The 23,215-nt window shown below is 73.6% G+C and carries 23 protein-coding genes; 13 read left to right on the top strand and 10 right to left on the bottom strand.

The features are described 5' to 3' along the window. Positions 1-196 precede the first annotated feature (196 nt). Positions 197-646 (top strand): PTS sugar transporter subunit IIA, encoded by a 450-nt coding sequence (locus tag HDR73_RS06670; protein ID WP_012298038.1) that lies wholly within the window; start codon positions 197-199, stop codon positions 644-646. Further along, positions 643-915, top strand: coding sequence for a PTS sugar transporter subunit IIB (locus tag HDR73_RS06665; protein WP_012298039.1), 273 nt, complete (start codon positions 643-645; stop codon positions 913-915). Before HDR73_RS06670 ends, HDR73_RS06665 begins: the two co-directional genes overlap by 4 nt. Here HDR73_RS06665 and HDR73_RS06660 read toward each other — a convergent pair. The 4 genes from HDR73_RS06660 to HDR73_RS06645 form a co-directional block, all read right to left on the bottom strand. Then, positions 864-1,907, bottom strand: a complete 1,044-nt coding sequence (locus tag HDR73_RS06660; protein WP_012298040.1) for a hypothetical protein — start codon at positions 1,905-1,907, stop codon at positions 864-866. The genes HDR73_RS06665 and HDR73_RS06660 overlap by 52 nt on opposite strands. Then, positions 1,904-2,560, bottom strand: coding sequence for a MerR family transcriptional regulator (locus tag HDR73_RS06655; RefSeq protein ID WP_012298041.1), 657 nt, complete (start codon positions 2,558-2,560; stop codon positions 1,904-1,906). Before HDR73_RS06655 ends, HDR73_RS06660 begins: the two co-directional genes overlap by 4 nt. Positions 2,561-2,630: 70 nt before the next feature. Beyond that, the gene (locus HDR73_RS06650; RefSeq protein WP_012298042.1) at positions 2,631-4,334 is read right to left on the bottom strand and encodes a phospho-sugar mutase; all 1,704 of its coding nucleotides are present in this window, start codon (positions 4,332-4,334) and stop codon (positions 2,631-2,633) included. After that, positions 4,331-5,158, bottom strand: a complete 828-nt coding sequence (locus tag HDR73_RS06645; protein WP_012298043.1) for a purine-nucleoside phosphorylase — start codon at positions 5,156-5,158, stop codon at positions 4,331-4,333. Before HDR73_RS06645 ends, HDR73_RS06650 begins: the two co-directional genes overlap by 4 nt. 90 nt (positions 5,159-5,248) lie before the next feature. Here HDR73_RS06645 and HDR73_RS06640 point away from each other — a divergent pair, with 90 nt between their 5' ends. After that, positions 5,249-6,691, top strand: coding sequence for an NAD(P)H-quinone dehydrogenase (locus HDR73_RS06640; RefSeq protein WP_041464347.1), 1,443 nt, complete (start codon positions 5,249-5,251; stop codon positions 6,689-6,691). A gap of 80 nt (positions 6,692-6,771) precedes the next feature. On the opposite strand, the gene HDR73_RS06635 is transcribed toward HDR73_RS06640, so the two are convergent. Next, positions 6,772-8,541, bottom strand: a complete 1,770-nt coding sequence (locus tag HDR73_RS06635; protein ID WP_012298045.1) for an acetyl/propionyl/methylcrotonyl-CoA carboxylase subunit alpha — start codon at positions 8,539-8,541, stop codon at positions 6,772-6,774. Positions 8,542-8,663: 122 nt separating this feature from the next. On the opposite strand from HDR73_RS06635, the gene HDR73_RS06630 reads away from it, so the two are divergent. Next, positions 8,664-9,191, top strand: a complete 528-nt coding sequence (locus HDR73_RS06630; protein WP_012298046.1) for a hypothetical protein — start codon at positions 8,664-8,666, stop codon at positions 9,189-9,191. Between the two features lie 10 nt (positions 9,192-9,201). On the opposite strand, the gene HDR73_RS06625 is transcribed toward HDR73_RS06630, so the two are convergent. Continuing rightward, positions 9,202-9,873: a Maf family protein gene (locus HDR73_RS06625; RefSeq protein WP_012298047.1), complete on the bottom strand. Its 672-nt coding sequence runs from the start codon at positions 9,871-9,873 to the stop codon at positions 9,202-9,204. 84 nt (positions 9,874-9,957) lie between these two features. On the opposite strand from HDR73_RS06625, the gene HDR73_RS06620 reads away from it, so the two are divergent. The 4 genes from HDR73_RS06620 (at position 9,958) to HDR73_RS06605 (ending at position 14,363) form a co-directional block, all read left to right on the top strand. Further along, positions 9,958-11,205 (top strand): class I SAM-dependent RNA methyltransferase, encoded by a 1,248-nt coding sequence (locus tag HDR73_RS06620; protein ID WP_041464348.1) that lies wholly within the window; start codon positions 9,958-9,960, stop codon positions 11,203-11,205. A 98-nt stretch (positions 11,206-11,303) separates the two neighbouring features. Continuing rightward, complete coding sequence (locus tag HDR73_RS06615; protein WP_041464349.1) at positions 11,304-12,008, top strand: response regulator transcription factor; 705 nt, start codon at positions 11,304-11,306, stop codon at positions 12,006-12,008. Positions 12,009-12,042: 34 nt separating this feature from the next. Beyond that, a complete protein-coding gene (locus tag HDR73_RS06610; protein ID WP_223842710.1) occupies positions 12,043-13,344 on the top strand; it encodes a sensor histidine kinase in 1,302 nt (433 codons plus the stop codon). Continuing rightward, complete coding sequence (locus tag HDR73_RS06605; protein ID WP_012298050.1) at positions 13,341-14,363, top strand: DUF8320 family protein; 1,023 nt, start codon at positions 13,341-13,343, stop codon at positions 14,361-14,363. The genes HDR73_RS06610 and HDR73_RS06605 overlap by 4 nt, the downstream gene beginning before the upstream one ends. Positions 14,364-14,655: 292 nt before the next feature. Here HDR73_RS06605 and HDR73_RS06600 read toward each other — a convergent pair whose 3' ends face one another. Then, positions 14,656-14,889 (bottom strand): acyl-CoA carboxylase subunit epsilon, encoded by a 234-nt coding sequence (locus tag HDR73_RS06600; protein ID WP_012298051.1) that lies wholly within the window; start codon positions 14,887-14,889, stop codon positions 14,656-14,658. Then, complete coding sequence (locus HDR73_RS06595) at positions 14,886-16,505, bottom strand: acyl-CoA carboxylase subunit beta (RefSeq protein WP_049791884.1); 1,620 nt, start codon at positions 16,503-16,505, stop codon at positions 14,886-14,888. The genes HDR73_RS06600 and HDR73_RS06595 overlap by 4 nt, the downstream gene beginning before the upstream one ends. Positions 16,506-16,606: 101 nt before the next feature. Between HDR73_RS06595 and HDR73_RS06590 the strand changes: the two genes are divergently transcribed. Together HDR73_RS06590 and HDR73_RS06585 are read left to right on the top strand one after the other, a co-directional pair. After that, on the top strand, positions 16,607-17,389 hold the full coding sequence (locus HDR73_RS06590; protein ID WP_041464352.1) for a biotin--[acetyl-CoA-carboxylase] ligase: 783 nt from the start codon (positions 16,607-16,609) through the stop codon (positions 17,387-17,389). 3 nt (positions 17,390-17,392) lie between these two features. Further along, complete coding sequence (locus HDR73_RS06585; protein WP_012298054.1) at positions 17,393-18,187, top strand: PH domain-containing protein; 795 nt, start codon at positions 17,393-17,395, stop codon at positions 18,185-18,187. Positions 18,188-18,236: 49 nt separating this feature from the next. Here the strand turns inward: HDR73_RS06585 and HDR73_RS06580 are convergent, their stop codons facing one another. Further along, positions 18,237-18,728 carry a GtrA family protein gene (locus tag HDR73_RS06580; protein WP_012298055.1) on the bottom strand — a complete coding sequence of 164 codons (492 nt, stop codon included), beginning with the start codon at positions 18,726-18,728 and terminating at the stop codon, positions 18,237-18,239. Between the two features lie 111 nt (positions 18,729-18,839). On the opposite strand from HDR73_RS06580, the gene HDR73_RS06575 reads away from it, so the two are divergent. The 3 genes from HDR73_RS06575 to HDR73_RS06565 all read left to right on the top strand — a co-directional run bounded on the left by HDR73_RS06575 (position 18,840) and on the right by HDR73_RS06565 (position 22,012). Further along, a complete protein-coding gene (locus HDR73_RS06575) occupies positions 18,840-20,015 on the top strand; it encodes a 5-(carboxyamino)imidazole ribonucleotide synthase (protein ID WP_407637328.1) in 1,176 nt (391 codons plus the stop codon). Between the two features lie 126 nt (positions 20,016-20,141). Then, a complete protein-coding gene (purE, locus tag HDR73_RS06570) occupies positions 20,142-20,666 on the top strand; it encodes a 5-(carboxyamino)imidazole ribonucleotide mutase (RefSeq protein ID WP_041464353.1) in 525 nt (174 codons plus the stop codon). Continuing rightward, positions 20,663-22,012, top strand: coding sequence for an LCP family protein (locus tag HDR73_RS06565; RefSeq protein ID WP_041464354.1), 1,350 nt, complete (start codon positions 20,663-20,665; stop codon positions 22,010-22,012). Before purE ends, HDR73_RS06565 begins: the two co-directional genes overlap by 4 nt. Positions 22,013-22,028: 16 nt before the next feature. Here the strand turns inward: HDR73_RS06565 and HDR73_RS06560 are convergent, their stop codons facing one another. After that, positions 22,029-23,168 (bottom strand): glycosyltransferase family 4 protein, encoded by a 1,140-nt coding sequence (locus tag HDR73_RS06560; protein WP_012298059.1) that lies wholly within the window; start codon positions 23,166-23,168, stop codon positions 22,029-22,031. Positions 23,169-23,215: the final 47 nt, after the last annotated feature.

The following is a 23,215-nucleotide window of genomic DNA, read 5'->3' as shown; positions in this document are numbered from 1 at the left end:
CCGTCAGACGAGCATTACCGTGGGACATCGAGGCCTCCTGGCGATGGTTGAACTGAACAGCTCCATCAAGCCAGGAGGCCTCTTCACACGCCCCGAAGTGTCACCAACGTCACGGCCGAGTACATCTAGCGCCGGCCCGCCACGGCCTCGCGTCCCCACGATCCATCCGCTCGCTTCGACAGAGAGACCGCACCCCGTGCTCCCACCGCTCCCGGACGACGCCGTCACCCTCGGTGCCGAGGCCGCCGACTGGCGTGCCGCCGTGCGCCTCGTGGGCGACGCGCTCGTCCGCTCGGGCGCGGCCACCCCGGAGTACGGGGACGCGATGATCCGCGTGGTCGAGGAGTTCGGCGCCTACGTCGTCATCGCCCCGGGTCTCGCGCTCGCGCACGCCCGGCCGGGGCCGGAGACGCTCGCGGACGGCCTCGCGGTCGTCACCCTCACGGATCCGGTGGCGTTCGGGCACGCGCACAACGATCCCGTCGACGTCATCGTCGGCCTCGCGGTCACCACGGTCGACCGGCACGTCTCCTCGGTCGCCGACATGGCCAACATCTTCAACGACGCCACCGCCATCCCGCGGCTGCGCGCCGCCACCACCGTCGACGAGGTCCGGCGCATCATGGCCGGCGAGGAGGGCGCATGAAGGTCGTCGCGATCTGCGGCGTGGGGATCGGCACGTCCGGCATCCTCAAGGTCAACGCCGAGCGGGCGCTCGCGCGCCTCGGCATCGAGGCGGACGTGACCGCGGCCGACCTCGCGAGCGTCGCCTCCCTCGGCGAGGACGCGCAGGTGATCCTCACGTCCCCGGAGCTCGTGGACCGGCTCGGGCCCACGTACGCCGACGTCGTCGTGATCGAGAACTACTTCGACCTCGAGGAGATCTCGGCCAAGCTCGACGCCGCGCTCGGCTGAGCGGTCGGCGCCGGTGCATCCGCGCCGTGCCCGTGCGGCTCGTGGGGGTGATCCGTGTTCGGAGCGGTGGTCGCCGGCCGCCCGCCGCCGCGCAGCACCACCGCGACGGCCGCGACGAGGGATGCCGCCGCCACCGCGACGGCGGCCGTCGCGATCATGGGGGAGGGTTCCGTGACGGGCTCGCCGCGGAGCGCCTGCACGGTGACGATCGCGATCACCGCCAGGTACGCGACCGCCGCGATCGCCGTGAGCCGCACGCGCACGCGGTCGGGTGCGAGCGCGGGGATTCGGCGGCCCGCCGCGCCGACGAGGAGGGCGGCGACGGGCAGCAGCTGCAGCGCGTGCATGCCGACGAAGTGCGGGATCCGCAGGTCGCCCGCGGTCGTGCTCCAGCCGAGCACGGGGATCCCGGGTCCGCCGTCGGCCGAGCCGACCGCGTGCGCGCCGACCACGCCGTGGAAGTCGGCGAGCTGAGCCGCGGTCGGCGACGTCATCAGGTAGGCGAGCCCGATGCCGACGAGCGCGATGAGGGCCCCCGCGCGGATCCCGAGGGTGAGCGCCTTGTCGGGGAGCCGGAGCCGCAGCACGGTGAGGCTCGTGACGAACGTGCAGAGGTAGAGCACGGTGACCGACGCGGCCATCACAGCCCACAGCGCCGTCGCGAGCGGCGTCGAGACGTTGAAGTGGCTCGTCGTCCCAGCCGCCGCCGCGCCCACGATCACCGCCTGCTCCACGACGAGCGCGACGGCCACGACCGTGCCGAGCCGATGGGCCGTGCGCCGGAAGCGGGGGAGGCGCGCGATCAGCCAGGCCCAGGAGACCGCGTAGACGAGGATCGACAGCGAGAACTTGGCGGGCTTGTCCCAGACGGGCGCGCCCGTCACGACGCGGTGGCCGACCAGGCCGCCCACGAGGCACGCCGCCGCGACCACGACCATGAGCGCCGCGACCGCCATGAGCGGGCGGTGCCAGCCGAAGGCCCGCCGGATCACGATGCGCCGCCCGCCGCGGCCTGCGCGGTCATGGAGACCGTCGCCTGCGAGATCCGCCGCAGCCCCGCCGCCAGCTGGTCGCCCAGCACCGTGCCGACCACCATGAGCTCCGCCATGGCCGTGCGGTCGGGGCGGCCCCGCACCGCCGCGAGGTCGGCCTCGGCCTGGATCGATGCGGCTTCCGCGTAGCGCGCGAGGTAGTCGTCGCCGAGGGGGTGGCCCGAGCGCGCGAACGCGTCGACGGCGCGCGCCGCCTGCGTGCGGCCGGCGTGCCCCTCGAGGACGCACCAGCCGGCGTCCGCGGTGGCGGCGTCGACGCGGGCGAGGGCGTCGGCGGGCGGCGCATCCGCGGTGGCCGGACCGGGCGTCAGCGCGTCCTGCGCCACGGTGAAGACCTCCTGCACGCGACGGCCGTCGTCGTCGAGCACGGCCAGCACCTCCCGCGCGCGGGCGACGGGCAGCCGTCCTACGTCGATGAGGGCGCGGATCAGCCGGACGCGGCGCGCGTGCTCGTCGTCGTAGTCGGTGCGGTTGTCGCTCACGCGCGTGCCCGCGGGGAGCAGGCCCTCGCGGACGTAGTACTTGACGGTCGCGGGGGCCACGCCCGTGGCCTCGGCCAGCTCGGTGATGCGGATGCGGCGAGGGTAGCGCACTGATAGTGCCGCTACCAGTGGCGGCCGCTCGGACGCCGCGGGCCGGCTGGCGGCCCGCGGATCCCGTCGGCTAGACCTCGAGGAGCAGCGGCACGGCCTGCGCCATGTCGGCGACGATGGCGCGCGCGGCGTCGCGGCGCTCGGCCACGGTGCCCTCGGTGCTCTGCGCGTCGAGGTACACCTTGATCTTCGGCTCCGTGCCGCTCGGCCGCACGATGAGCCGCGCGCCGTCGCCCAGGTGGAACCGGAGCACGTCGCTCGGCGGGAGGTCGGCGGTCCCCTCGGCGAGGTCGTCCATGCGCTCGACGCGCCGGGATCCGATGGAGGTCGGCGGCGACTGCCGGAGCTTCGCCATGATGCGCGGGATGACCGCGAGGTCCGTGACGCGCACCGAGATCTGGTCGCTCGCGAACGAGCCGAACCGCTCGGCGAACCCGCGGTCGTAGTCGTCGATGGTCTGCCCGCGCGACTTCAGCAGCATCACGCCGTGGAGCACGGCGACGGCGGCGGAGATCCCGTCCTTGTCGCTCGTGATCCAGGGCGCGACGAGATAGCCGAGGGCCTCCTCGTAGCCGTAGACGAGGTCCGGCACGCGGCTGATCCACTTGAAGCCCGTGAGCGTCTCGCGGTAGCCGAAGCCGAGCTCGCGCGCGACGACCTCGAGCGCGGGCGAGGACACCAGCGACGAGGCGAACGTGCCCGTCTTGCCCTCCTCGATGTAGCGCTCGGCGATGCCCAGGCCGAGCAGCATGCCGACCTCGTTGCCCGAGAGGCGGCGCCAGGCGCCGTGCTCGTCGGCGATGGCGACCGCGAGGCGGTCGGCGTCCGGGTCGTTGGCGATGATGAGCTCGGCGTCGGACCGAACGGCGGCCTCGAACGCGAGGTCGAGCGCGCCCGGCTCCTCGGGGTTCGGGAAGTCGACCGTGGGGAAGTCGGGGTCCGGATCCGCCTGGGCGGCGACGACGATGGGCGCGTCGACGCCGACCGCGTCGAACACGCGCGCCGCGGTCTCCCACCCGACGCCGTGCAGCGGTGTGTAGACCCAGGTCAGGGGGGCGAGCGGAGCCGCGAACAGGTCAGCCGTCTCCCGCACGTAGGAGTCGATGAGCGTCTCGGGCGCGATCTCGAAGTCGTCCGCCACCGGCAGCTGCTGCACGGTGCGCTCGCCTGCGGCCTTGTGGATGAAGGCCGCGATGTCGCGGTCGGCCGGGCTGACGATCTGCGCGCCGTGGTCCTCGTCCCCGAGGTAGACCTTGTAGCCGTTGTCGCGCGCGGGGTTGTGCGACGCCGTGACCATGACGCCGGCGCTCACGGCGAGGTGCTTCACCGCGTACGCGAGCACGGGCGTGGGGAGTGCCCGAGGGAGCAGGACCGTGCGGACGCCTGCTCCGGCCATGATGCGCGCGGTGTCCTCCGCGAAGACCCTGGAGTTGTGTCGCCCGTCGTACCCGATGACGATGCTCGGGCGCGGGCTGCGGCTGCGCAGGTAGTCGGCGAAGCCGGCGGCGGCCTGCGAGACGAGCACGCGGTTCATCCGGTTGGGACCCGCGCCCAGCTCGCCGCGGAGCCCGGCGGTGCCGAACTGGAGGCGCGTCTGGAAGCGGTCGCGGATCCCGGCGGCCGCCTGCTCGCGGTCTGCCGCGGATGCCCCGGCAGCGGTGCCCTCGACGAGGGCGAGCAGCTCGTCGACCTCGGCGCGCGTGACGGGATCCGGGTCCTGCGCCTGCCAGGCGCGCGCGGCGGCGACCAGCGCCGCGGTCTCCTCGCGGCTCACAGGGCGCCCACGATGCGGGCGAGCATCCCGCCGATGCGCCCCTCGGCGGCGCGGCCGGCCTCGATGACCTCCTCGTGGCTGAGGGGCGTCTTCTGGATCCCCGCCGCGAGGTTCGTGATGAGCGACATGCCGAGCACCTCCATGCCGGCCTCGCGCGCGGCGATGGCCTCGAGCGCGGTGGACATGCCGACGATGTGGCCGCCGATCGCCTTCGCCATCCGCACCTCGGCCGGCGTCTCGTAGTGGGGTCCGCGGAACTGGCAGTACACGCCCTCGTCGAGGTCGGGCTCGACCTCGTGGGCGATCGCCAGGAGCCTCGCCGAGTAGAGGTCGGTGAGGTCGATGAAGGTCGCGCCCTCGAGTGGCGAGTCGGCGGTGAGGTTGATGTGGTCGCTGATGAGGACGGGTGTGCCGGGCGTCCAGTGCTCCTTGATGCCGCCCGCGCCGTTGGTGAGGATCATCGTGGTCGCGCCGGTCGCCGCCGCGGTGCGCACGCTGTGCACGACCCGGCGGACGCCGTGGCCCTCGTAGTAGTGGGTGCGCGCGCCGATGACGAGGGCGCGGCGGCCGGACGGGAGCAGCACGCTGCGGAGCGATCCGACGTGGCCTTCCAGGGCGGGCTTCGAGAAGCCGACGACCTCGGTGGCCGGGATGGTGGCGGTGGTCTCGCCGATGAGATCCGCCGCCTTCCCCCATCCGCTGCCGAGCGTGAGGGCGATGTCGTGGCGCTCGACGCCGGTCAGCTCGGCGATCTGCCGGGCGGCCTGCCGCGCGATCTCCTGGGGGTCCGCGTCGGGCGACTCGAGGGGGTTGCTGTAGGTCATGCCCCGATCCTAAATGCGCGCGCCCGCGCGACCCGGGCCACGACGGCGGGCGGGTTCGCGCGGGGCGGGGGCCTGCGGGATGATGTGCGCATGGGATACGAGTTCGAGGCCAACCAGCGGATCGCCGTCCTCGGAGGGGGTCCCGGCGGCTACGAGGCCGCCATCGCCGGAGCGCAGCTCGGCGCGGAGGTGACGCTGGTGGAGCGCGTGGGCGTCGGCGGCTCGGCCGTGATGACCGACGTCGTCCCCTCCAAGACCCTCATCGCCACCGCGGAGGCCACCAACGCGATCGGCGAGGCCGCCGACCTCGGCGTGCAGTTCTTCTCCCGCGGCGAGCAGACCCGCCGGCCCGTGCGCCCCGAGGTTGCCGTCAACCTGCAGGCCGTCAACAACCGCCTGCTGCGGCTCGCGCGCCAGCAGTCCGAGGACATGAAGTCGAGCCTCATCCGCGCGGGCGTCCGCATCGTGCAGGGCGAGGGGCGGCTCGACGGGCCCAACCGCATCATCGTCTCCACCGGCCGCGGCGGCGGCCGGGGCACCGACTTCGACGAGATCGACGCGGACACCACGGTCATCTCCACGGGCGCGAGCCCCCGCATCCTCGACACCGCCAAGCCCGACGGGGAGCGGATCCTCACCTGGACGCAGCTCTACACGATGGACTGCGTGCCCGAGCACCTCATCGTCGTGGGATCCGGCGTCACGGGCGCCGAGTTCGCCTCGGCCTACACGGCGCTCGGCGCCAAGGTCACGCTCATCTCCTCCCGTGACCAGGTGCTGCCGGGCGAGGACGCCGACGCCGCCCGCGTGATCGAGGACGTCTTCACGCGCAACGGCATGACGGTGCTGTCGAAGTCCCGCGCCGAGTCGGTCGTCCGCCAGGGCGACGGCGTGGTCGCGACCCTCAGCGACGGCCGGGTCGTCGAGGGCAGCCACTGCCTCATGGCGGTCGGATCCGTGCCGAACACCGCGGGGATCGGCCTCGAGGAGGCGGGCGTGCAGATGAGCGACTCCGGCCACATCCGCGTGAACCGCGTCGCGCGCACCTCGGTGCCGAGCGTCTACGCCGCGGGCGACTGCACGACGTTCCTGCCGCTCGCGTCCGTCGCGTCGATGCAGGGCCGCACCGCGGTGTACCACGCGATGGGCGACGCGGTCAGTCCCACGGAGCTCCGCAACGTGACGTCGAACATCTTCACGCAGCCCGAGATCGCGACCCTCGGCTGGTCGCAGAAGCAGATCGAGGAGGGGCTCGCGCAGGGCGACATCTACAAGCTGCCGCTCGCCTCGAACCCTCGCGCGAAGATGCAGAACGTGAAGGACGGCTTCGTGAAGCTGTTCGCGCGCACGGGCTCGGGCACGGTCATCGGCGGCGTCATCGTGGCGCCCAAGGCCTCCGAGCTGATCTTCCCGCTGGCGCTCGCGGTCGAGCACCGGCTCACGGTCGACGACGTCGCGCGCGCGTTCACGGTGTACCCGTCGCTGTCGGGCAGCATCTCCGACGCGGCGCGCGCCATGCACATCGTCCTCTGACCCTCCGGCCGCCCCGTGCGGCCCGCACGCGACGACGGCCGGCCCCGCGGGGACCGGCCGTCGTCGCGTGGTGCGCGGGGTCAGACGATGTCGAGGAGGCGGTGCCCCGAGGGCACGGTCTCGCCGACCTGGGCCTGGAGGCCCGTGACGGTGCCGTCGCGGTGCGCCGTGAGCGGCTGCTCCATCTTCATCGCCTCGAGGACCACGAGCAGGTCGCCCTTGACGACCTGCTGGCCCTCCTCGACGGCGAGCTTGACCACGGTGGCCTGCATGGGCGAGGTGACGGATCCGCCGCCCGAGGTGTCGACTGAGCCGGACTGCTTGCGGCGGGCGGGGGCCGCCGACGCGCGACGCGACGCCGAGGCGCCGGCCGCCGGAGCGAGGTCCTCCGGGAGGCTGACCTCGATGCGCTTGCCGCCGACCTCGACCACGACCGTGTGCCGTGCGGGCGCCTCGGCGGCGTCCTCGAGGGCGCCCGACCAGGGCTCGATGGTGTTGTCGAACTCGGTCTCGATCCAGCGCGTGTAGACGGAGAAGGGCGCACCGTCGGCGGGGGCGAAGGCCGCGTCGCGCACGATCGCGCGGTGGAAGGGGAGCACGGTGGGCAGGCCCTGCACCTCGAACTCGTCGAGGGCGCGGCGCGAGCGCTCGAGGGCGTCCTCGCGGCTGGATCCCGTGACGATGAGCTTCGCGAGCAGCGAGTCGAACGCGCCGGAGACCACGTCGCCCGCGCGGACGCCGGAGTCGACCCGGACGCCGGGGCCGCCCGGCGCCTGGAACACGTGCACCGGGCCGGGCGCGGGGAAGAAGCCGCGGCCCGGGTCCTCGCCGTTGATTCGGAACTCGAACGAGTGGCCGCGCGGGGCCGGGTCGTCGTAGTCGATGAGGCCGCCCGCGGCGATGCGGAACTGCTCGCGCACGAGGTCGATGCCCGTGACCTCCTCGGAGACCGGGTGCTCCACCTGGAGGCGCGTGTTGACCTCGAGGAAGGAGATGGTGCCGTCCTGCGCGACGAGGAACTCGCACGTGCCGGCGCCGATGTACCCGACCTCGCGGAGGATCGCCTTGGACGCGGCGTAGAGCTGGGCGTTCTGCTCGTCGGTGAGGAAGGGCGCGGGCGCCTCCTCCACGAGCTTCTGGTGGCGGCGCTGGAGCGAGCAGTCGCGCGTGGAGATGACGACGACGGTGCCGGCAGAGTCGGCGAGGCACTGGGTCTCGACGTGGCGGGGGCGGTCGAGGTACTTCTCGACGAAGCACTCGCCGCGGCCGAACGCGGCGACGGCCTCGCGGGTGGCGGACTCGAACAGCTCCGGCACCTCCTCGCGCGTGCGGGCGACCTTGAGGCCGCGGCCGCCGCCGCCGAACGCCGCCTTGATGGCGACCGGCAGGCCGTGCACGTCGACGAAGTCGAGCACCTCGTCGGCGCCCGACACCGGGTTGAGCGTGCCGGGCGCGAGGGGCGCTCCGACGCGCTCGGCCACGTGGCGGGCCGTGGTCTTGTCGCCGAGCTGCTGGATGGCGCTCGGCGAGGGGCCGATCCAGATGAGGCCGGCGTCGATGACCTGCTGCGCGAAGTCGGCGTTCTCGGCGAGGAACCCGTAGCCCGGGTGGACGGCGTCCGCGCCGGAGCGGCGGGCGATGGAGAGGAGCTTCGCGATGACGAGGTACGTGTCCGCGCTCGACTGCCCGTCGAGGGCGTACGCCTCGTCGGCGAGCGTCACGTGCAGGGCGTCGCGGTCCTGGTCGGCGTAGACGGCGACCGATCCGATCCCCGCATCCCTCGCCGCCCGGATGATGCGGACGGCGATCTCGCCCCGGTTGGCGATGAGGACCTTGTTCACACGCGTCATGGGACCCCAGCCTAGGGTCTGGGATGTGCCCGGCTTCGGAGGGTGCGCACAAACATGCGGGGCCGACGGGTACGCGTGCCCACAACCGGCCGGTCCCCGCGCGCCCCTGGCATGATCGACGCATGACCGCATCCGGCACCGGCGACGACGACGCGCGAGCCGCCGCGGCCGACCTCCAAGAGCTGCTGCGGGCGACGGTCGGCGAGCTGCGGGCGCGACGGTCGCCCGACGAGGCGCTCGCGGAGGTGCGCGTCAAGCGGTCCTTCGGGCCCATCAAGCGGCAGCCGGCCATGGTGCCGGTCGGCCGGGCCTGGCGGCTCGGCGTCCTCCTGCTCTCCGCCGACGGATCCCTCCGCCGCACCGGCAGCATCACGCGCGCCGTGGAGCCCACGCGATCCCAGGGCCTCGACTCCGGCGTCGAGGCGCGCAAGGAGGCCAGGCGCCAGGCCGTCCGCGCCTTCGAGGAGGGCGACGCGGTCGACTACGACTGGGAGCCCATCGCGCTCGACGCGGAGTCGCTCGCCGCGGGATCCGGGCCCCTGTCCCTCCGTGGCCGCGAGCTCCGCGTGCAGTGGGGGCCGAACGCGCACGAGACCCGGCCGCTGGCCGCCTACCTCGCCGACCGCATCGAGGTCCTCGGGATGGGCTGACGCCCGGGCGTCAGACGAGGCGCGCCTCCACGGCGCCCTGCCGGTTCCAGAGGTCCGTCCATTCCGTGCCGAGCTCGCGCACGAGCCCGCGGAGGGTGGGCAGCGACAGGCCGACGACCGTGCTCGGGTCGCCCTGGATCCGCTCGATGAAGGCGGCGCCCAGGCTGTCGATGGTGAACGACCCGGCGACCAGCAGCGGCTCGCCCGTCGCGACGTAGGCGTCGATCTCCGCGTCGGTGATGTCGGCGCGGAAGCGCACGTCCGCGACGGCCGCGCGCCCGATGCCGCGCACGATGCGGCCCTCGGCCACCTCGATCAGCCAGTGCCCGGAGTGCAGCCGCCCCTCGCGGCCGCGCTGCGCCCGCCAGCGCTCCGTGGCGCGCGCGACCGTGTGCGGCTTGCCGTGCACGACGCCGTCGATCTCGAAGGCGGAGTCGCCGCCGAGCACGAGGCCGGTGAGGGGCGCGCCGGCGACGAGCTGCCCGACGACCGCCTCCGCCTTGGAGCGCGCGAGCAGCTGCACCATGTCCTCCGGTCCGAGCGGTCCCCGCTGCGCCTCGGTGGCCGCGACCGCCGCGGGCTCGTCGACGTCGGAGGGCAGCACGACGGGCTCGATGCCGGCGGATCGCAGCAGGGCCAGGCGGGCGGGGGAGGTGGAGGCGAGGTGGAGGCGCGTGGTCACGGGGACATGGTGGCACGCGGATCCGGGCCCCCGGCCGCACGCCCCGTGTGTCCGTGCCGCCTCCGTGTGTGTCAGGGTTGCGGGATGGGTGAGCAGGTGGGCCGCGAGGTCGAGGTGGACGTGACGAACATGGCGCACGGAGGGGTCTCCGTCGCCAGGCACGACGGTCGGGTGATCTTCGTCTCGGACGCGATCCCCGGCGAGCGGGTGCGCGCGCGCATCACCGAGGACTCCAAGAAGTCGTTCTGGCGCGCCGACACGGTCGAGGTGCTCGACGCGTCGCCGCACCGCCGACCGCACGTGTGGGCCGAGGCCTCCGTCGACCGCGCCCCCGAGGACCGCGTCGGCGGCGCCGAGCTCGGCCACATCCGCCTCTCCCACCAGCGCGAGCTCAAGCGCCAGGTCGTCGTCGACTCGCTCTCCCGCATGGCGCACGTCGACCACGACGTCCGGGTGCAGGCGCTCCCCGGCGACGACGAGTCCGACGGGCTCGGCTGGCGCACGCGCGTCAGCCTGCACGTGGCCGACGACGGCACGGTCGGCCCGTACGCGTCGCGCTCGCACCGCGTGATCCCCGTGCAGTCGCTGCCGCTCGCCACCGCCGGCGTCAACGGCGCGGCGCCCTTCGGCCAGCGCTTCCCCGGCGTCGAGGGCATCGACCTCGTCGCGCCCTCGGACGGCCACGTCCGCATGCTCCTCATCGACGGCAAGGCGCAGCGCCGCGACACCATCACCGAGCGCGTCCGCGACCGCGAGTTCAAGCTCGAGGCCGGCGGCTTCTGGCAGGTGCACCGCCGGGCGGCCGAGACGCTCTACGACGCCGTCCAGTCGTCCATCGACGAGGCCCTCTTCGATCCGCGCGCCGCCAACCTCGACCTCTACGGGGGAGTCGGGCTGCTGGCCGCCGCCGTGGGAGACCGGTTCGGCGACACCACGCGGATCACGAGCGTCGAGAGCGACGAGGTCGCCACCGAGTTCGCCGGCGACAACCTGGCGGAGTGGGTGGGCGCCGCGTCCCTCACGTCGCGCGTCGACCGCTACCTGCAGCAGCTGGCACGCGAGGCGACCCCCGCCGAGCGCCGTCGCCTCCAGGGCGCGACCGTCGTGCTCGACCCGCCGCGCGCGGGGGCGAAGAAGCCCGTCGTCGACGCGCTCGCCGAGCTGCACCCGGCGCAGGTCGTCTACGTGGCGTGCGATCCCGTCGCGCTGGCCCGCGACGTGGCGCTGTTCGCCGAGCGCGGCTACGAGCTCCGCTCGGTGCGGTCGTACGACCTCTTCCCGCACACCCACCACGTCGAGAGCGTGGCCGTGCTGGTGCCCGCCGGCTCCTGACCGGGGGATCCGCCGCCGAGGGGTGGCGGCAGCCGGGCGATACAGTGGGCGAGGCGGCTGTCGGAGCTCGACGGCGCCACGCGACGAGGGGGATCCGGATGACCGAGACCATGCAGGGATCCGACCAGGCGGCCGAGGGCCGCCCGCCCGTCCGCGTCGCCGTCGTCGACGACCACGAGTCGGTGCGGCTCGGGCTCAAGGCCGCGTGCCTCGACGCTGGGTTCGAGTTCATCCTCGCGGCCGCGAACGCCCGCGAGCTCGTCGAGGGCCTGGTGGGTCGGGAGTGCGACGTGGTCGTGCTCGACCTCTCGCTGGGCGACGGCTCGTCCGTCACCGACAACGTCAAGGCCGCGCAGGGCACGGGTGCCGCGGTGCTCGTCCACAGCATCGCCGACCGCGTCGCGAGCGTCCGCGAGGCGCTCGCCGCCGGCGCCGCGGGCGTGATCCCGAAGTCCTCGGCCACGCAGACCGTGATGGCCGCCGTCGCCACCGTCGCGCGCGGCGACGTGCTCAACAACCTGGAGTGGGCCACCGCCATCGACGCGGACCGCGACTTCGCGAAGGCCCAGCTCGGCCGGCGCGAGCGCGACGTGCTGCACCTCTACGCATCCGGCCTGCCGCTCAAGCTGGTGGCGCAGCAGCTGGGCATCGCGAACAGCACGGCGCGCGAGTACCTCGACCGGATCCGCGTCAAGTACGTCGAGGTCGGCCGCCCCGCCCCCACCAAGGTCGATCTGCTCCGCCGCGCCGTGGAGGACGGCATCCTCCCCGGCCTGGACCAGGACGGCGGCGATGGCCGCTAGGCCTCCGGCCAGCGCGCCGCCCTCCGCGGCTCCCGTGACGCGCGCCATCGCCGGCGCCCCACCACGCACCCCCGACAACCCCATCAGCCTCGCCCGCATCGAGACGATCCTCGGTCGCGGCGCGGGTGCGTTCGGCCTCCTCTTCGCCCTGCAGTCGCTGCAGGTCATCAGCGAGCAGCTGGACGCCATGCGCCCGGCCTGGAGCATCGCCTTCCTGCTGGTGTTCTTCGGCAGCCTCGTCTGGACGTGCGTCGCCGGCGTGATCCGCCGCGGGGTCGTGCCCGCGCACGCGACCGTCGCCCTGGTCTTCGTGCTCGCGCTCGCGACGTGGCCGTTCGCGATCGTCCCGGAGACCCTCGCGACCGTCCCGCAGCCGTTCCTCTACCAGGAGCTCACGGTCGCGACGACGTGCGCGGCGATGGCCTTCCGCCTGTGGATCGCCGTGATCTACACGGTCGCGGTGCCGCTCGGGCTCGGCTTCATGGAGGTGGTGCTGCGCCACGGAGTCATCACGCCGCTCGACTCGTTCCTGCAGGTCCTCTACTCGATCATCTTGGGCGGATCCGTCCTGATGATCGTCACGGTGCTCCGCCAGGCGGCCCTCGGCGTCGACTGGGCGCAGGGCACGGCGCTGACGCGCTACTCGCACGCGGTGCGGCAGCACGCCACGGAGGTGGAGCGCGTGCAGGTCGACGCGATCGTGCACGACAGCGTCCTCACGACGCTGCTCTCGGCGGCCCGCACCGGGGATCCGGCCGCCCGCACGCTCGCCGCCACGATGGCCGCCAACGCGATGGGGCACCTGGCCGCCGCGGAGCAGGGCACCGACGACGACGCCTCGGTGCCGCTTCGCGCCGTCGCGAAGCGCATCGTCGACGCCGCATCCGCGCTCTCCGCGCCGTTCGTCCTCGAGACGCGCGACCTCGGCGCGCGCACGGTCCCGGTGGCCACCGCGGAGGCCATCTACTCCGCGGCGGTGCAGGCGATGATGAACAGCCTCCAGCACGCGGGCACCTCGGCCGAGACCATCACCCGGATGCTCGTCATCTCGGGCCACGGCGACGAGGGCGTGGCGATCGACGTCGTCGACGACGGCGTCGGCTTCGACCAGCGCCGCATCCCCACGGAGCGCCTGGGGCTCCGCGTGTCCATCAAGGAGCGCGTGGCGCAGGCGGGCGGGCTCGTCACGATCGACTCGGCGCCGGGGGAGGGCACGGCGGTGCGGATCCGCTGGCCCGCCCCGGTCGACGCCGCGGCGCTCACGGTCCCTCCCCTCCCCGACGACCTCGACGCGCAACCGCTCGAGCGTCCCGAACGCGAGAGGGGCGACCGGTGATCGTCGTCCCGCGCTCCATCGTCCTCGGCCTCGCCGCCCTCTTCTCGGCGTACCACGTGGTGCTCGCGCTCGTCGCGATCTCCGCCCCCGCTGATCCGGCCGTCACGCTCGTCGCGGTCGCGCTCTACCTCGTCGCCACGCTCATGAGCCTCTGGCCGACGAGCCCCACGGTCATGCCCGTGTGGCTCGCGTCCTTCAACCTCGCCGTGGCGACCGTCGTGCCCGTCCTGGTGACCAGCCAGCTCGCGCCCGGACCTCTCGCCCCGTTCACCACGTGGCACGTCGCCGCCGTCGGCACGCTGATGACCATCACGTCCGCCCGCCGGAGGCAGGGCTTCGCGTGGTCGGGCATCGTCATCCTGGCGGCCCAGACGGTGCTCTGGGGCGGGCCGGCCGGTCTCGTCGCCTACGGCGTCACGGGCAGCGCGCTGTGGGTCGCCGTCTCGCACGTGCTGGCGCACGCGCTCGCCAAGGCCGCGCGCGACGCCCGGCAGTTCCACCGCGCCGAGCGCGAGGCCGCGGACTGGCAGGCCGCGCAGGAGGCGCACCTCTACGAGCGCCAGTTCCGGCTCCGCCAGACGAGCCGCATGGCGGTCCCCATGCTCCGCCGCATCGTGGAGACCGGCGGCGACCTCTCCCCGGAGGAGCGGCAGGAGTGCCTCTACCTCGAGGGCGCGATCCGCGATGAGATCCGCGGGCGCACGCTGCTGAACGACGCGGTGCGCGAGCAGGTCATGCTCGCCCGGCGTCGCGGGACGGTCGTCACGCTCCTCGACGAGGGCGGCATCGACGACCTCGACGACACCACGCGCGACGTCGTGCTCGACCGGCTGGCCGCCGCCATCCGGGACACGCAGGCGGACAAGATCATCGCCCGCACGGTGCCCGAGGGATCCGACACGGCGATCACCGTCGTCGGCCTCAGCGTGGCGGGCGACGGCAGCGCGAGCCTCCTGGGCAGCGACGACCTGGACGACGAGGTCGACCTGTGGCTGGAGATCCCAAGGCCGCGCATCTGAGGCGCCGGCCGCCGGTGGCGCGCAGTCCGCTGGTGGTGCTGAGAGGCGCGGGGGCCGGTGCATCCACCGACCGCCCCCGCGCCTCTCCGGTCATCCCGATGACCCGAGCATCGAGATGATCCGCCCCCTGGCGCCGTCTGCTCACCACAGATGGACGACGCCGTGTTGACTGACCCGCGATGCAGGTCCCCCAGCACGTCGAGTCTCACGGAGCGGGGGAGGCGGGCCAAGTCGTCATTTGCGAGGACACAGCCTGTGGCGAACGCACCCCGCGGGATCGTCGCCGACCCGGTCAGCCGGAGAAGCCGCGCCAGCGACCGGGACCCGGCACGAGCGTGCCGCGGACGCCGCGCTGCGAGCGCTGCCAGGCGTCCGGCACCCGACGCGCGGGCTGCTCGGCGGCGGGCTGCGCCGCCAGCGCCGCGATGACCGCGGTGGCGGCGGCGAGCTCCTCCTCCGTGGGGGAGCCGCCGAGGACGCGGAATCCGCCCCCCGCGGCGCCAGCCGACCCGTGCGCGTCGGTCACAGCGGGATGTTCCCGTGCTTCTTGGGCGGCAGGCTCGCGCGCTTGGTGCGCAGCGCCCGCAGGGCCTTGACGACCGACGCGCGCGTGGCGGCCGGCTGGATGACGTTGTCGAGCTCGCCGCGCTCGGCCGCGAGGAACGGGCTCGCGACGTTGTACGTGTACTCGTTGGCGAGCCGGGTGCGGACCGCCGCGACGTCCTCGCCGGCCTGCTCGGCGCCCTTGATCTCGCCGCGGTAGAGGATGTTGACGGCACCCTGTCCGCCCATCACCGCGATCTCGGCCGTCGGCCACGCGAGGTTGATGTCGGCGCCGAGCTGCTTGGATCCCATGACGATGTAGGCGCCGCCGTAGGCCTTCCGCGTGATGACGGTGACGAGCGGAACGGTCGCCTCGGCGTACGCGTACAGCAGCTTCGCGCCGCGGCGGATGACGCCCGTCCACTCCTGCTCGGTGCCGGGCAGGTACCCGGGCACGTCCACGAGCGTGAGGATCGGGATGGAGAACGCGTCGCAGAACCGCACGAACCGGCTGGCCTTCTCGCCCGCCTCGATGTTGAGCGTGCCGGCCATCGCGTTCGGCTGGTTGGCGACGATGCCGACTGAGCGGCCTTCGACGCGCGCGAACCCGACGATGATGTTGGGCGCGAACAGCGGCTGCGTCTCGAGGAACTCGCCGTCGTCGACGATGAGCTCGATGATCGTCTTCATGTCGTACGGCTGGTTCGGGCTGTCCGGGATGATCGTGTCGAGCTTGCTGTCCTGCGCCGTTATCTCGAGGTCCGCCGTGCGCGGGAACTCCGGCAGCTCCGCGAGGTTGTTGTCGGGCAGGAACCCGAGGAGGGTGCGCGCGTAGTCGAGCGCGTCGTCCTCGTCGCTCGCGAGATAGTGCGCGACGCCGGAGACCTTGTTGTGGGTGAGCGCACCGCCGAGCTCCTCGAAGCCGACCTCCTCGCCCGTGACCGTCTTGATGACGTCGGGGCCCGTGACGAACATGTGGCTGGTCTTGTCGACCATGATCACGAAGTCGGTGAGCGCCGGGGAGTACACGGCACCGCCCGCTGCCGGGCCCATGATGAGCGAGATCTGCGGGATGACGCCCGAGGCGCGCGTGTTCAGGCGGAAGATCTCGCCGTACTTGCCGAGCGCGACCACGCCCTCCTGGATGCGCGCGCCGCCCGAGTCGAGGATGCCGATGATGGGGACGCCCGTCTTGATGGCGAGCTCCATGACCTTGATGATCTTCTCGCCCGCGACCTCGCCGAGGGATCCGCCGAAGATCGTGAAGTCCTGCGAGTAGACGGCGACTTGTCGGCCGTTGATGGTGCCCGTGCCCGTGACGACCGAGTCGCCGTAGGGCCGCTTGGTGTCCATGCCGAACGCGTGCGTGCGGTGGCGGACGAACTCGTCGAGCTCGACGAACGACCCGTGGTCGAGCAGCTGGTCGATGCGCTCGCGGGCGGTCATCTTGCCGCGCGCGTGCTGCTTCTGGATGGCGGCCTCGCCGCTCGCGGTGACGGCCTCGTGGTAGCGCCGCTTCAGGTCGGCGAGCTTGCCCGCGGTCGTGTACATGTCCGGGGCGCCGGCGTCCTCGTCTGGCTCGTGTGAAGTCACCCGCATCACTGTACCGGCGGGCATGGACCCCGCACTTGTGGACCACGCACAGAAGACCGCGCGTCCGGGGTGCGATGTCCTCCTGGTCCGCTCGGTACGGTGGCGGCATGGACCTCCCGCTCAGCCGACTCGCCGCCCCGCGCCTCCTCGCCCTGGACTCGGCCGGCTCGACCAACGACGAGCTGTCCCGGCGGGCGTCCGCTGATCCGGCCGCGTGGCCGGACGGATCCGTCGTGCTCACGCTCGACCAGACGGCGGGACGCGGCCGTCGCGGCCGCGTCTGGACGGCGCCGCCCGGGCGATGCCTCGCGGTCAGCGTCCTCTGCGCCCCGGGGCGCACGGACCTCGACCCCGGCTGGCTGCCGCTCGTGGCCGGCCTCGCGCTCGTCGCGACCCTCCGCGACCTCGTGCCCGCACCGGCCGAGGTCACGCTCAAGTGGCCGAACGACGTGCACGTGGACGGGCGGAAGGTGTCCGGGATCCTCGGCGAGATAGTCGCGCCCGGCCGCATGCTCGTGGGGACGGGCCTCAACCTCACGCTCGAGGAGGCCGAGCTGCCGACGCCCACCTCCACGTCGCTGCGGCTGTCGGGCGTGCAGGATCCGGACGTGGACGCGCTCCTGGCCGCGTACCTGCGGGAGCTCCGCGCCCGGTACCTGGCGTGGGTGGACGCCGACGGCGACGCGCGCGCGTGCGGACTCGTCGACGAGCTGACCCGCACCTGCGCCACCATCGGCCGCGACGTCCGCGTCGAGCTGCCGGGCGGCGGCGAGCTCCTCGGGCGCGCCACCGGGGTCGACGACGACGGGCGGCTGACCGTGGAGTCCGCCGGGGATCCGGCCGTCACGTCTGTCGCCGCCGGGGACGTGACGCATCTGCGGTATCAATGAGGCATGGCGCACACGGGTGACACGCAGCGGTACGCACCCGGAGAGGGCGGGCGGGCGCTCCCCGTCCGCGGCGGACGCCGGGCCCGTCGTAAGGCCGAGAAGGAGGAGCGCCGTCGCGTCGCCGAGGACGAGGCCGGCCGCCTGACCGCGTCGCACGACGTGGATCCGCGCCTCGGCCGCCCTGCCGCCCCTCCTGCCGCCCCGGCCCAGCAGGTGACGGCCGCCGACCCCGAGCGCGTCCTCGTCCGCCTCCGACCGCACGGCCGCGCGCTCACCCTCCCCGTGCTGCTGCTCCTCGCGATCTGCCTCGCGGGCGGCTACTTCGGCGCCTGGTTCCCGGAGCCGTGGGAGAACGCGCTGCTGCTGGTCTCGCTCGCGGGCGTCGCGGTCTTCGTCACGCTGCTCCCCGTGCTCGTGTGGCTCAACCGGCGCTACACGGTGACGACCCGGCGCCTCATCGTCTCGCACGGCTTCTTCGTGCGGACCCGCCAGGAGCTGCTGCACTCGCGCGGGTACGACGTGACCCTCCGCCGCGGCCCCCTGCAGCACCTGCACCGCAGCGGCCACGTCTCCATCAACGCCGGCCTCGAGTCGCCCGTCGTGCTCCGGGACGTGCCGTCCGCGGTGCTCGTCGTCCAGGCCCTGCAGGACCTCATGGAGGAGAACGCCAACATGGTGGCCGAGCGCCGACGCCAGGAGGAGTCGCGCCGTGGTCGGCCCGGCGACCCGGCCTGGCGTCAGCAGGACGAGGCCCGCTCCGTGTGGCCGGACGACACGCAGCCCTGGCAGCGCGGCTGAGGTCCCTACGGTCCCTACGGTCCCTACGGTGGATGAGCGGGCCGCCGACCTAGGGGACCGCGATCCGGTCCGCGTCCTCGATCCGGTCGGCGCGTGGGGCGCGAGCTGGTTCCGCCTGCGGTGCCGCGTGGCGACGGGCGGGGGAGTAGACCCACTGGCGGTAGAGCACGAAGCGCACCGCGGATCCGAGCCCCAGGCCGATGACGTTGGCCGAGACGTTGTCGGCCAGCGGCGAAGTGAGCCCCAGCACGTAGTGCGAGACGTAGAGGCACGCGAGCCCGATGACCATGCCGAGCACGCTGACCGCGAGGAACTCGAGCGCCTCGCGGCCGCGGCGCGTGGTGCGCTGCTTCCCGAAGGTCCAGTAGCGGTTGCCCACCCAGTTGACGGCGATGGCGACGACGGTCGAGGCGACCTTGGCGAGCAGCGGGCCGGCCTCGACGGCGTCGGGGTGGAGGACCGTGGCGCGCAGCAGGTTGAAGACCGCGAGGTCGACCAGGAAGCCCGCGCCGCCGACGAGCCCGAACTGCGCGATCTGCACGCCGAGCGAGGCGAGGGAGCGGCGGGGGGGACATGGGCGGGGTCCGTCCTGGATGGGGGAGGATGTCGGGTGGCGCGACGGACCACGTTACCGGTGGTCCCGGGTGCCGGCATTCCCGCCGCATCGGGCGGGCCCACCCACCTGCAGGAGGAGGACACCATGACGCCCACCGTCGGAGTCGTCGGAGGCGGACAGCTCGCCCGGATGATGATCGCCCCCGCCGTGGAGCTCGGCATCGGGATCCGCGTGCTCGCCGAGGCGGACGGCATGTCCGCCGGGCTCGCCGCATCGGCCGTCGGGGACTACCGCGACCTCGACGCGGTCCGCGCCTTCGCCCGCGACGTGGACGTGATCACGTTCGACCACGAGCACGTGCCGCAGCACGTCCTCCGCGCGCTCGTCGCCGAGGGCGTCGCCGTGCACCCGGGACCGGATGCGCTTCTCGTCGCCCAGGATAAGCTGCTCATGCGCGAGCGGCTCGAGCAGCTGGGCGTCCCGGTGCCCGTGTGGGCGCGCGTCGCCGACCGGGAGGCGCTCGCCGCGTTCCTCGCCGACAACGGCGGCGTCGCGGTCGTGAAGACGCCGCGCGGCGGCTACGACGGCAAGGGCGTCCGGGTCGTGCGCTCCGCGGACGAGGCCGGCGACTGGTTCGACGCGCTCGGCGCGGGGGACGCGCTGCTCGCCGAGGAGCTCGTCGACTACGCGCGCGAGCTCGCGCAGTCCGTCGCGCGCCGGCCCTCCGGCGACATCGCCGCGTGGCCCGTCGTCGAGTCGATCCAGCGCGACGGCGTGTGCGCCGAGGTCATCGCGCCCGCGCACGGCGCGAGCGCGCGGCTCCGCGAGACGGCGGAGGAGATGGCCCGCGGAATCGCGGAGGGGCTCGGCGTCACGGGCGTCCTCGCGGTCGAGCTGTTCGAGACGGTCGACGGGCGCCTGCTCGTCAACGAGCTGGCCATGCGCCCGCACAACACCGGCCACTGGTCGATGGACGGCGCAGTCACCGGCCAGTTCGAGCAGCACCTTCGGGCCGTGCTCGACCTGCCGCTCGGATCCACCCGGCCGCTCGCGCCGTGGTCGGTCATGATCAACGTGCTGGGCGGCCCGGAGGCCGGCGACATCGCCGACCGCTACCCGCGGGCGCTCGCCGACCAGCCGGAGGCGCGCTTCCACTTCTACGGCAAGGATCCGCGGCCCGGCCGCAAGGTAGGGCACGTGACCGTGGTGGGCGACGACCTCGACGAGACCGCCTACCGGGCGCGCGCGGCCGCGGCGTTCTTCCGGGGCTGACCGGGGACGCCGCCCGGTGCGCACGGGGGCGCGCGGCCGGATCCCGCGGGGGCGCAGCGGCCCTCCGCCGACCGGTCGCGTCCGGGCTGCGTGGCGCGGGCGGGCACCCGGGATCCGGCACCTAGCATGGAGCCCGTGAATCCCGACACCCCTGCACTCGTCGGCCTCGTCATGGGCTCCGACTCCGACTGGAACGTGATAGAGAAGGCGTCCCTCGCGCTCGACGCCCTCGGAATCGCCCTCGAGGTCGAGGTGCTGTCCGCGCACCGCACGCCCGAGCGCATGATCGCCTACGGGCAGAGCGCCCGTGAGCGGGGGATCCGCGTCATCATCGCGGGCGCCGGCGGCGCCGCGCACCTGCCAGGCATGATCGCCTCGGTCACGACCCTCCCCGTCATCGGCGTGCCCGTGCCCCTCGCGACCCTCGACGGCATGGACTCCCTGCTGTCGATCGTGCAGATGCCGGCCGGCGTCCCCGTCGCCACCGTCTCCATTGGCGGGGCGGAGAACGCCGGGCTGCTCGCCGCGCGCATCCTCTCCACCTCCGACGACCGCATCGCGGACGCCCTCGCACGCCATCGCGCCGAGCTCGCCGAGCTCGTGGAGCGGAAGAACGCTGCCCTGCAGCAGAAGGTGTCGTCGCGCACGTGAGCCTCACCCAGCCCATCCGGCACCCGGACAGCCGGTCGCCGCGCATCATGACCACCCGGGCCTGGTGGCTCGTGGTGCTGAACGTCCTCATCCCCGGATCCGCCCAGGTCCTCGCGGGGAGCCGTCGCCTCGGCCGCGTCGGCCTGGTCTCCACGATGGTCGTGTGGGGGCTCGCCGTCGTCGCGGGCGGGCTCGCGCTCTTCGCGCGCGGCGCGCTCATCCAGGTCGTGTCCCAGGAGTGGCTGCTCGTCGTGCTGCAGCTGCTCCTCGCGGCCTACGCCGTGCTGTGGGTCGTGCTCGCGCTCGACACGCTGCGGCTCGCGCGCATCATCCGCGTCGCGCCGCGGGCCCGCCCGGTCATCGCGGCGCTGTCGGTGCTGCTCATGGTCGGCACGGCCGGATCCGCGGGCTACGCCGCCTACGTCGTCGGCGTCGGCCGCGGCGCCCTCGGCGGGATCTTCGGCGACTACGCCACCGAGGCCCCCGTCGACGGCCGGTACAACATCATGCTGCTCGGCGGCGACGCGGGCAGCGACCGCGCGGGCCTGCGCCCGGACAGCATCACCGTGGTCAGCATCGACGCCGACACCGGGCGCGCCACGATGGTGGGCCTGCCGCGCGACATGGAGAAGGTGCCGTTCTCCGACGGCTCGCCCCTCAAGGAGCGCTACCCGAACGGCTACCAGCGCTGCGACGTGGACGCCTGCATGCTCAACTCCATCTACACCGAGGTCGAGGTCTACAAGAAGGACCTCTACCCCGACGCGGAGGAGAAGGGCAGCCTCCCCGGCATCGAGGCGATGCGCGAGGCCGTGCAGGGCGTCACGGGGCTCACGATCCAGTACTACGCGCTCATCGACATGCAGGGCTTCTCCGAGATGGTGGACGCGCTCGGCGGCATCGACATCGACGTGAAGCGCCGCATCGGCATGGGCTCGGGGCACGACGACAAGTTCCGCCCGGTGCCGATCCCGGAGTGGATCGAGCCGGGGCAGCAGAAGCTCGACGGCTACCACGCGCTCTGGTACGCGCGCTCGCGCTACCAGGCCACGGACTACGACCGCATGTCGCGCCAGCGCGAGGTGCAGCAGGCGGTGCTGAAGCAGTTCGACCCGGCCAACGTGCTCACCAAGTTCGACGCGATCGCGCAGGCAGGTCAGCAGGTGGTCAAGACCGACATCCCGCGCGGCATGCTCGGCTACTTCACGCAGCTGGCGCTGAAGACGAAGGATCAGCCCATCGACGACCTGGAGATCGTGCCGCCGCGGTTCGACTCGCAGAAGCCCGACTTCCCGGCCGTCCGCCAGGCGATCCAGCAGCAGTTCGCGAACGGCTCCGCGGGCTGATCCTCCGGCGCCCGGCCTACAGGTCGGCGTGCAGCTGCCAGACCTTCTCGGCGGCGTCGCGCCAGCTGAACGCGCGGGCGCGATCCTGCCCGACGACCGCGAGGCGCTCGCGCGCGGCCGTGTCGGACAGGAGGCCGCCGATGGCCTCGGCGAGGCGCAGAGGGTAGCCGTCGGGATCCTCGCGCGGCACCACGACGCCCGCGTCGGCCGCGACCTCGAGGAGGGCCGGCGCGTCCGAGTGCACGACGGGCGTGCCGAAGGACAGCGCCTCCACGACCGGCAGGCCGAAGCCCTCCGAGAGGCTCGGGTGCACGAAGACCGTGGCGCGGTCGAGGGCGACGGCCAGGTCGGCGTCGGTGAGGGATCCCAGGCTCCGCACGCGCGACGGGTCGACGCCCGCCTCGTCCGCCACCTGCGCGAGCTCGACGTCGCCCCACGTGGCGGGCCCGACGATGAGGAGTGGCAGGTCGCCGGTCTCGGGCCGGACCAGCGCCTGCACGAGCGCCTGGACGCCCTTGCGCGGCTCGAGGCTCCCGACGGTGAGCAGGTAGTCGGCAGGCAGGTCCAGCTCGGCCGCACGGGCGGCCGGGTCCTCGGGCAGGGCGATGCGCGGGCTCACGGCCCCGCCGATCACCCGCACGCGGTCGCCCAGGTCGACGTACCGCGCGAGCTCATCGGCCAGCGCGTGCGACGGCACGACCACGGCGTCGGCGTGCTTGCGGGCGCGCTTGGCCATGGCCTTCGTCCAGGAGACGGACGCGCTCGTCATGCTCTCGGGGTGCGTCCACGCGTTGACGTCGTGGATGGTGGCGACGATCTGGTCGTTCGTGTTCACGCGGTCGTGGCGGCGCAGCGGCGCGAGGAGGCCGGGGGCGTGGACCATGCCGGTCGTGCCGGGCGTCGGGAGGCCGAGCTGCCAGGCGCGGGAGAGCTCGCGGCGGGGGAGCGGGACGCGCGTGATGCGGGCGAGCCCGGGCAGGCGCTCCTCGAGGTCGGCCGTCTGCTCGGGCGTGATCGCGGAGACGACGCCCTCGACCTCGCAGCCGCTCGGCGTCGTCGCGACGATCGCGCTCGTCAGGTCCTCGGCGTAGCGGCCGATGCCGCCGGGCGTGGGGCCGGTCAGCTGGTCGATGATCACGCGCAGCGTGGTGGTCACGGTCCTCCATCGCGCGGGTGTCGGGTCGGCCCGCGGGAGGACCATCG

Origin of the sequence: Clavibacter sp. (assembly GCF_014802555.1) — a bacterium.
Lineage (GTDB): Bacteria > Actinomycetota > Actinomycetes > Actinomycetales > Microbacteriaceae > Clavibacter > Clavibacter sepedonicus.
Note: the sequence above shows the minus strand (reverse complement) of the source record. Positions and strands in the feature narration are given on the sequence as shown.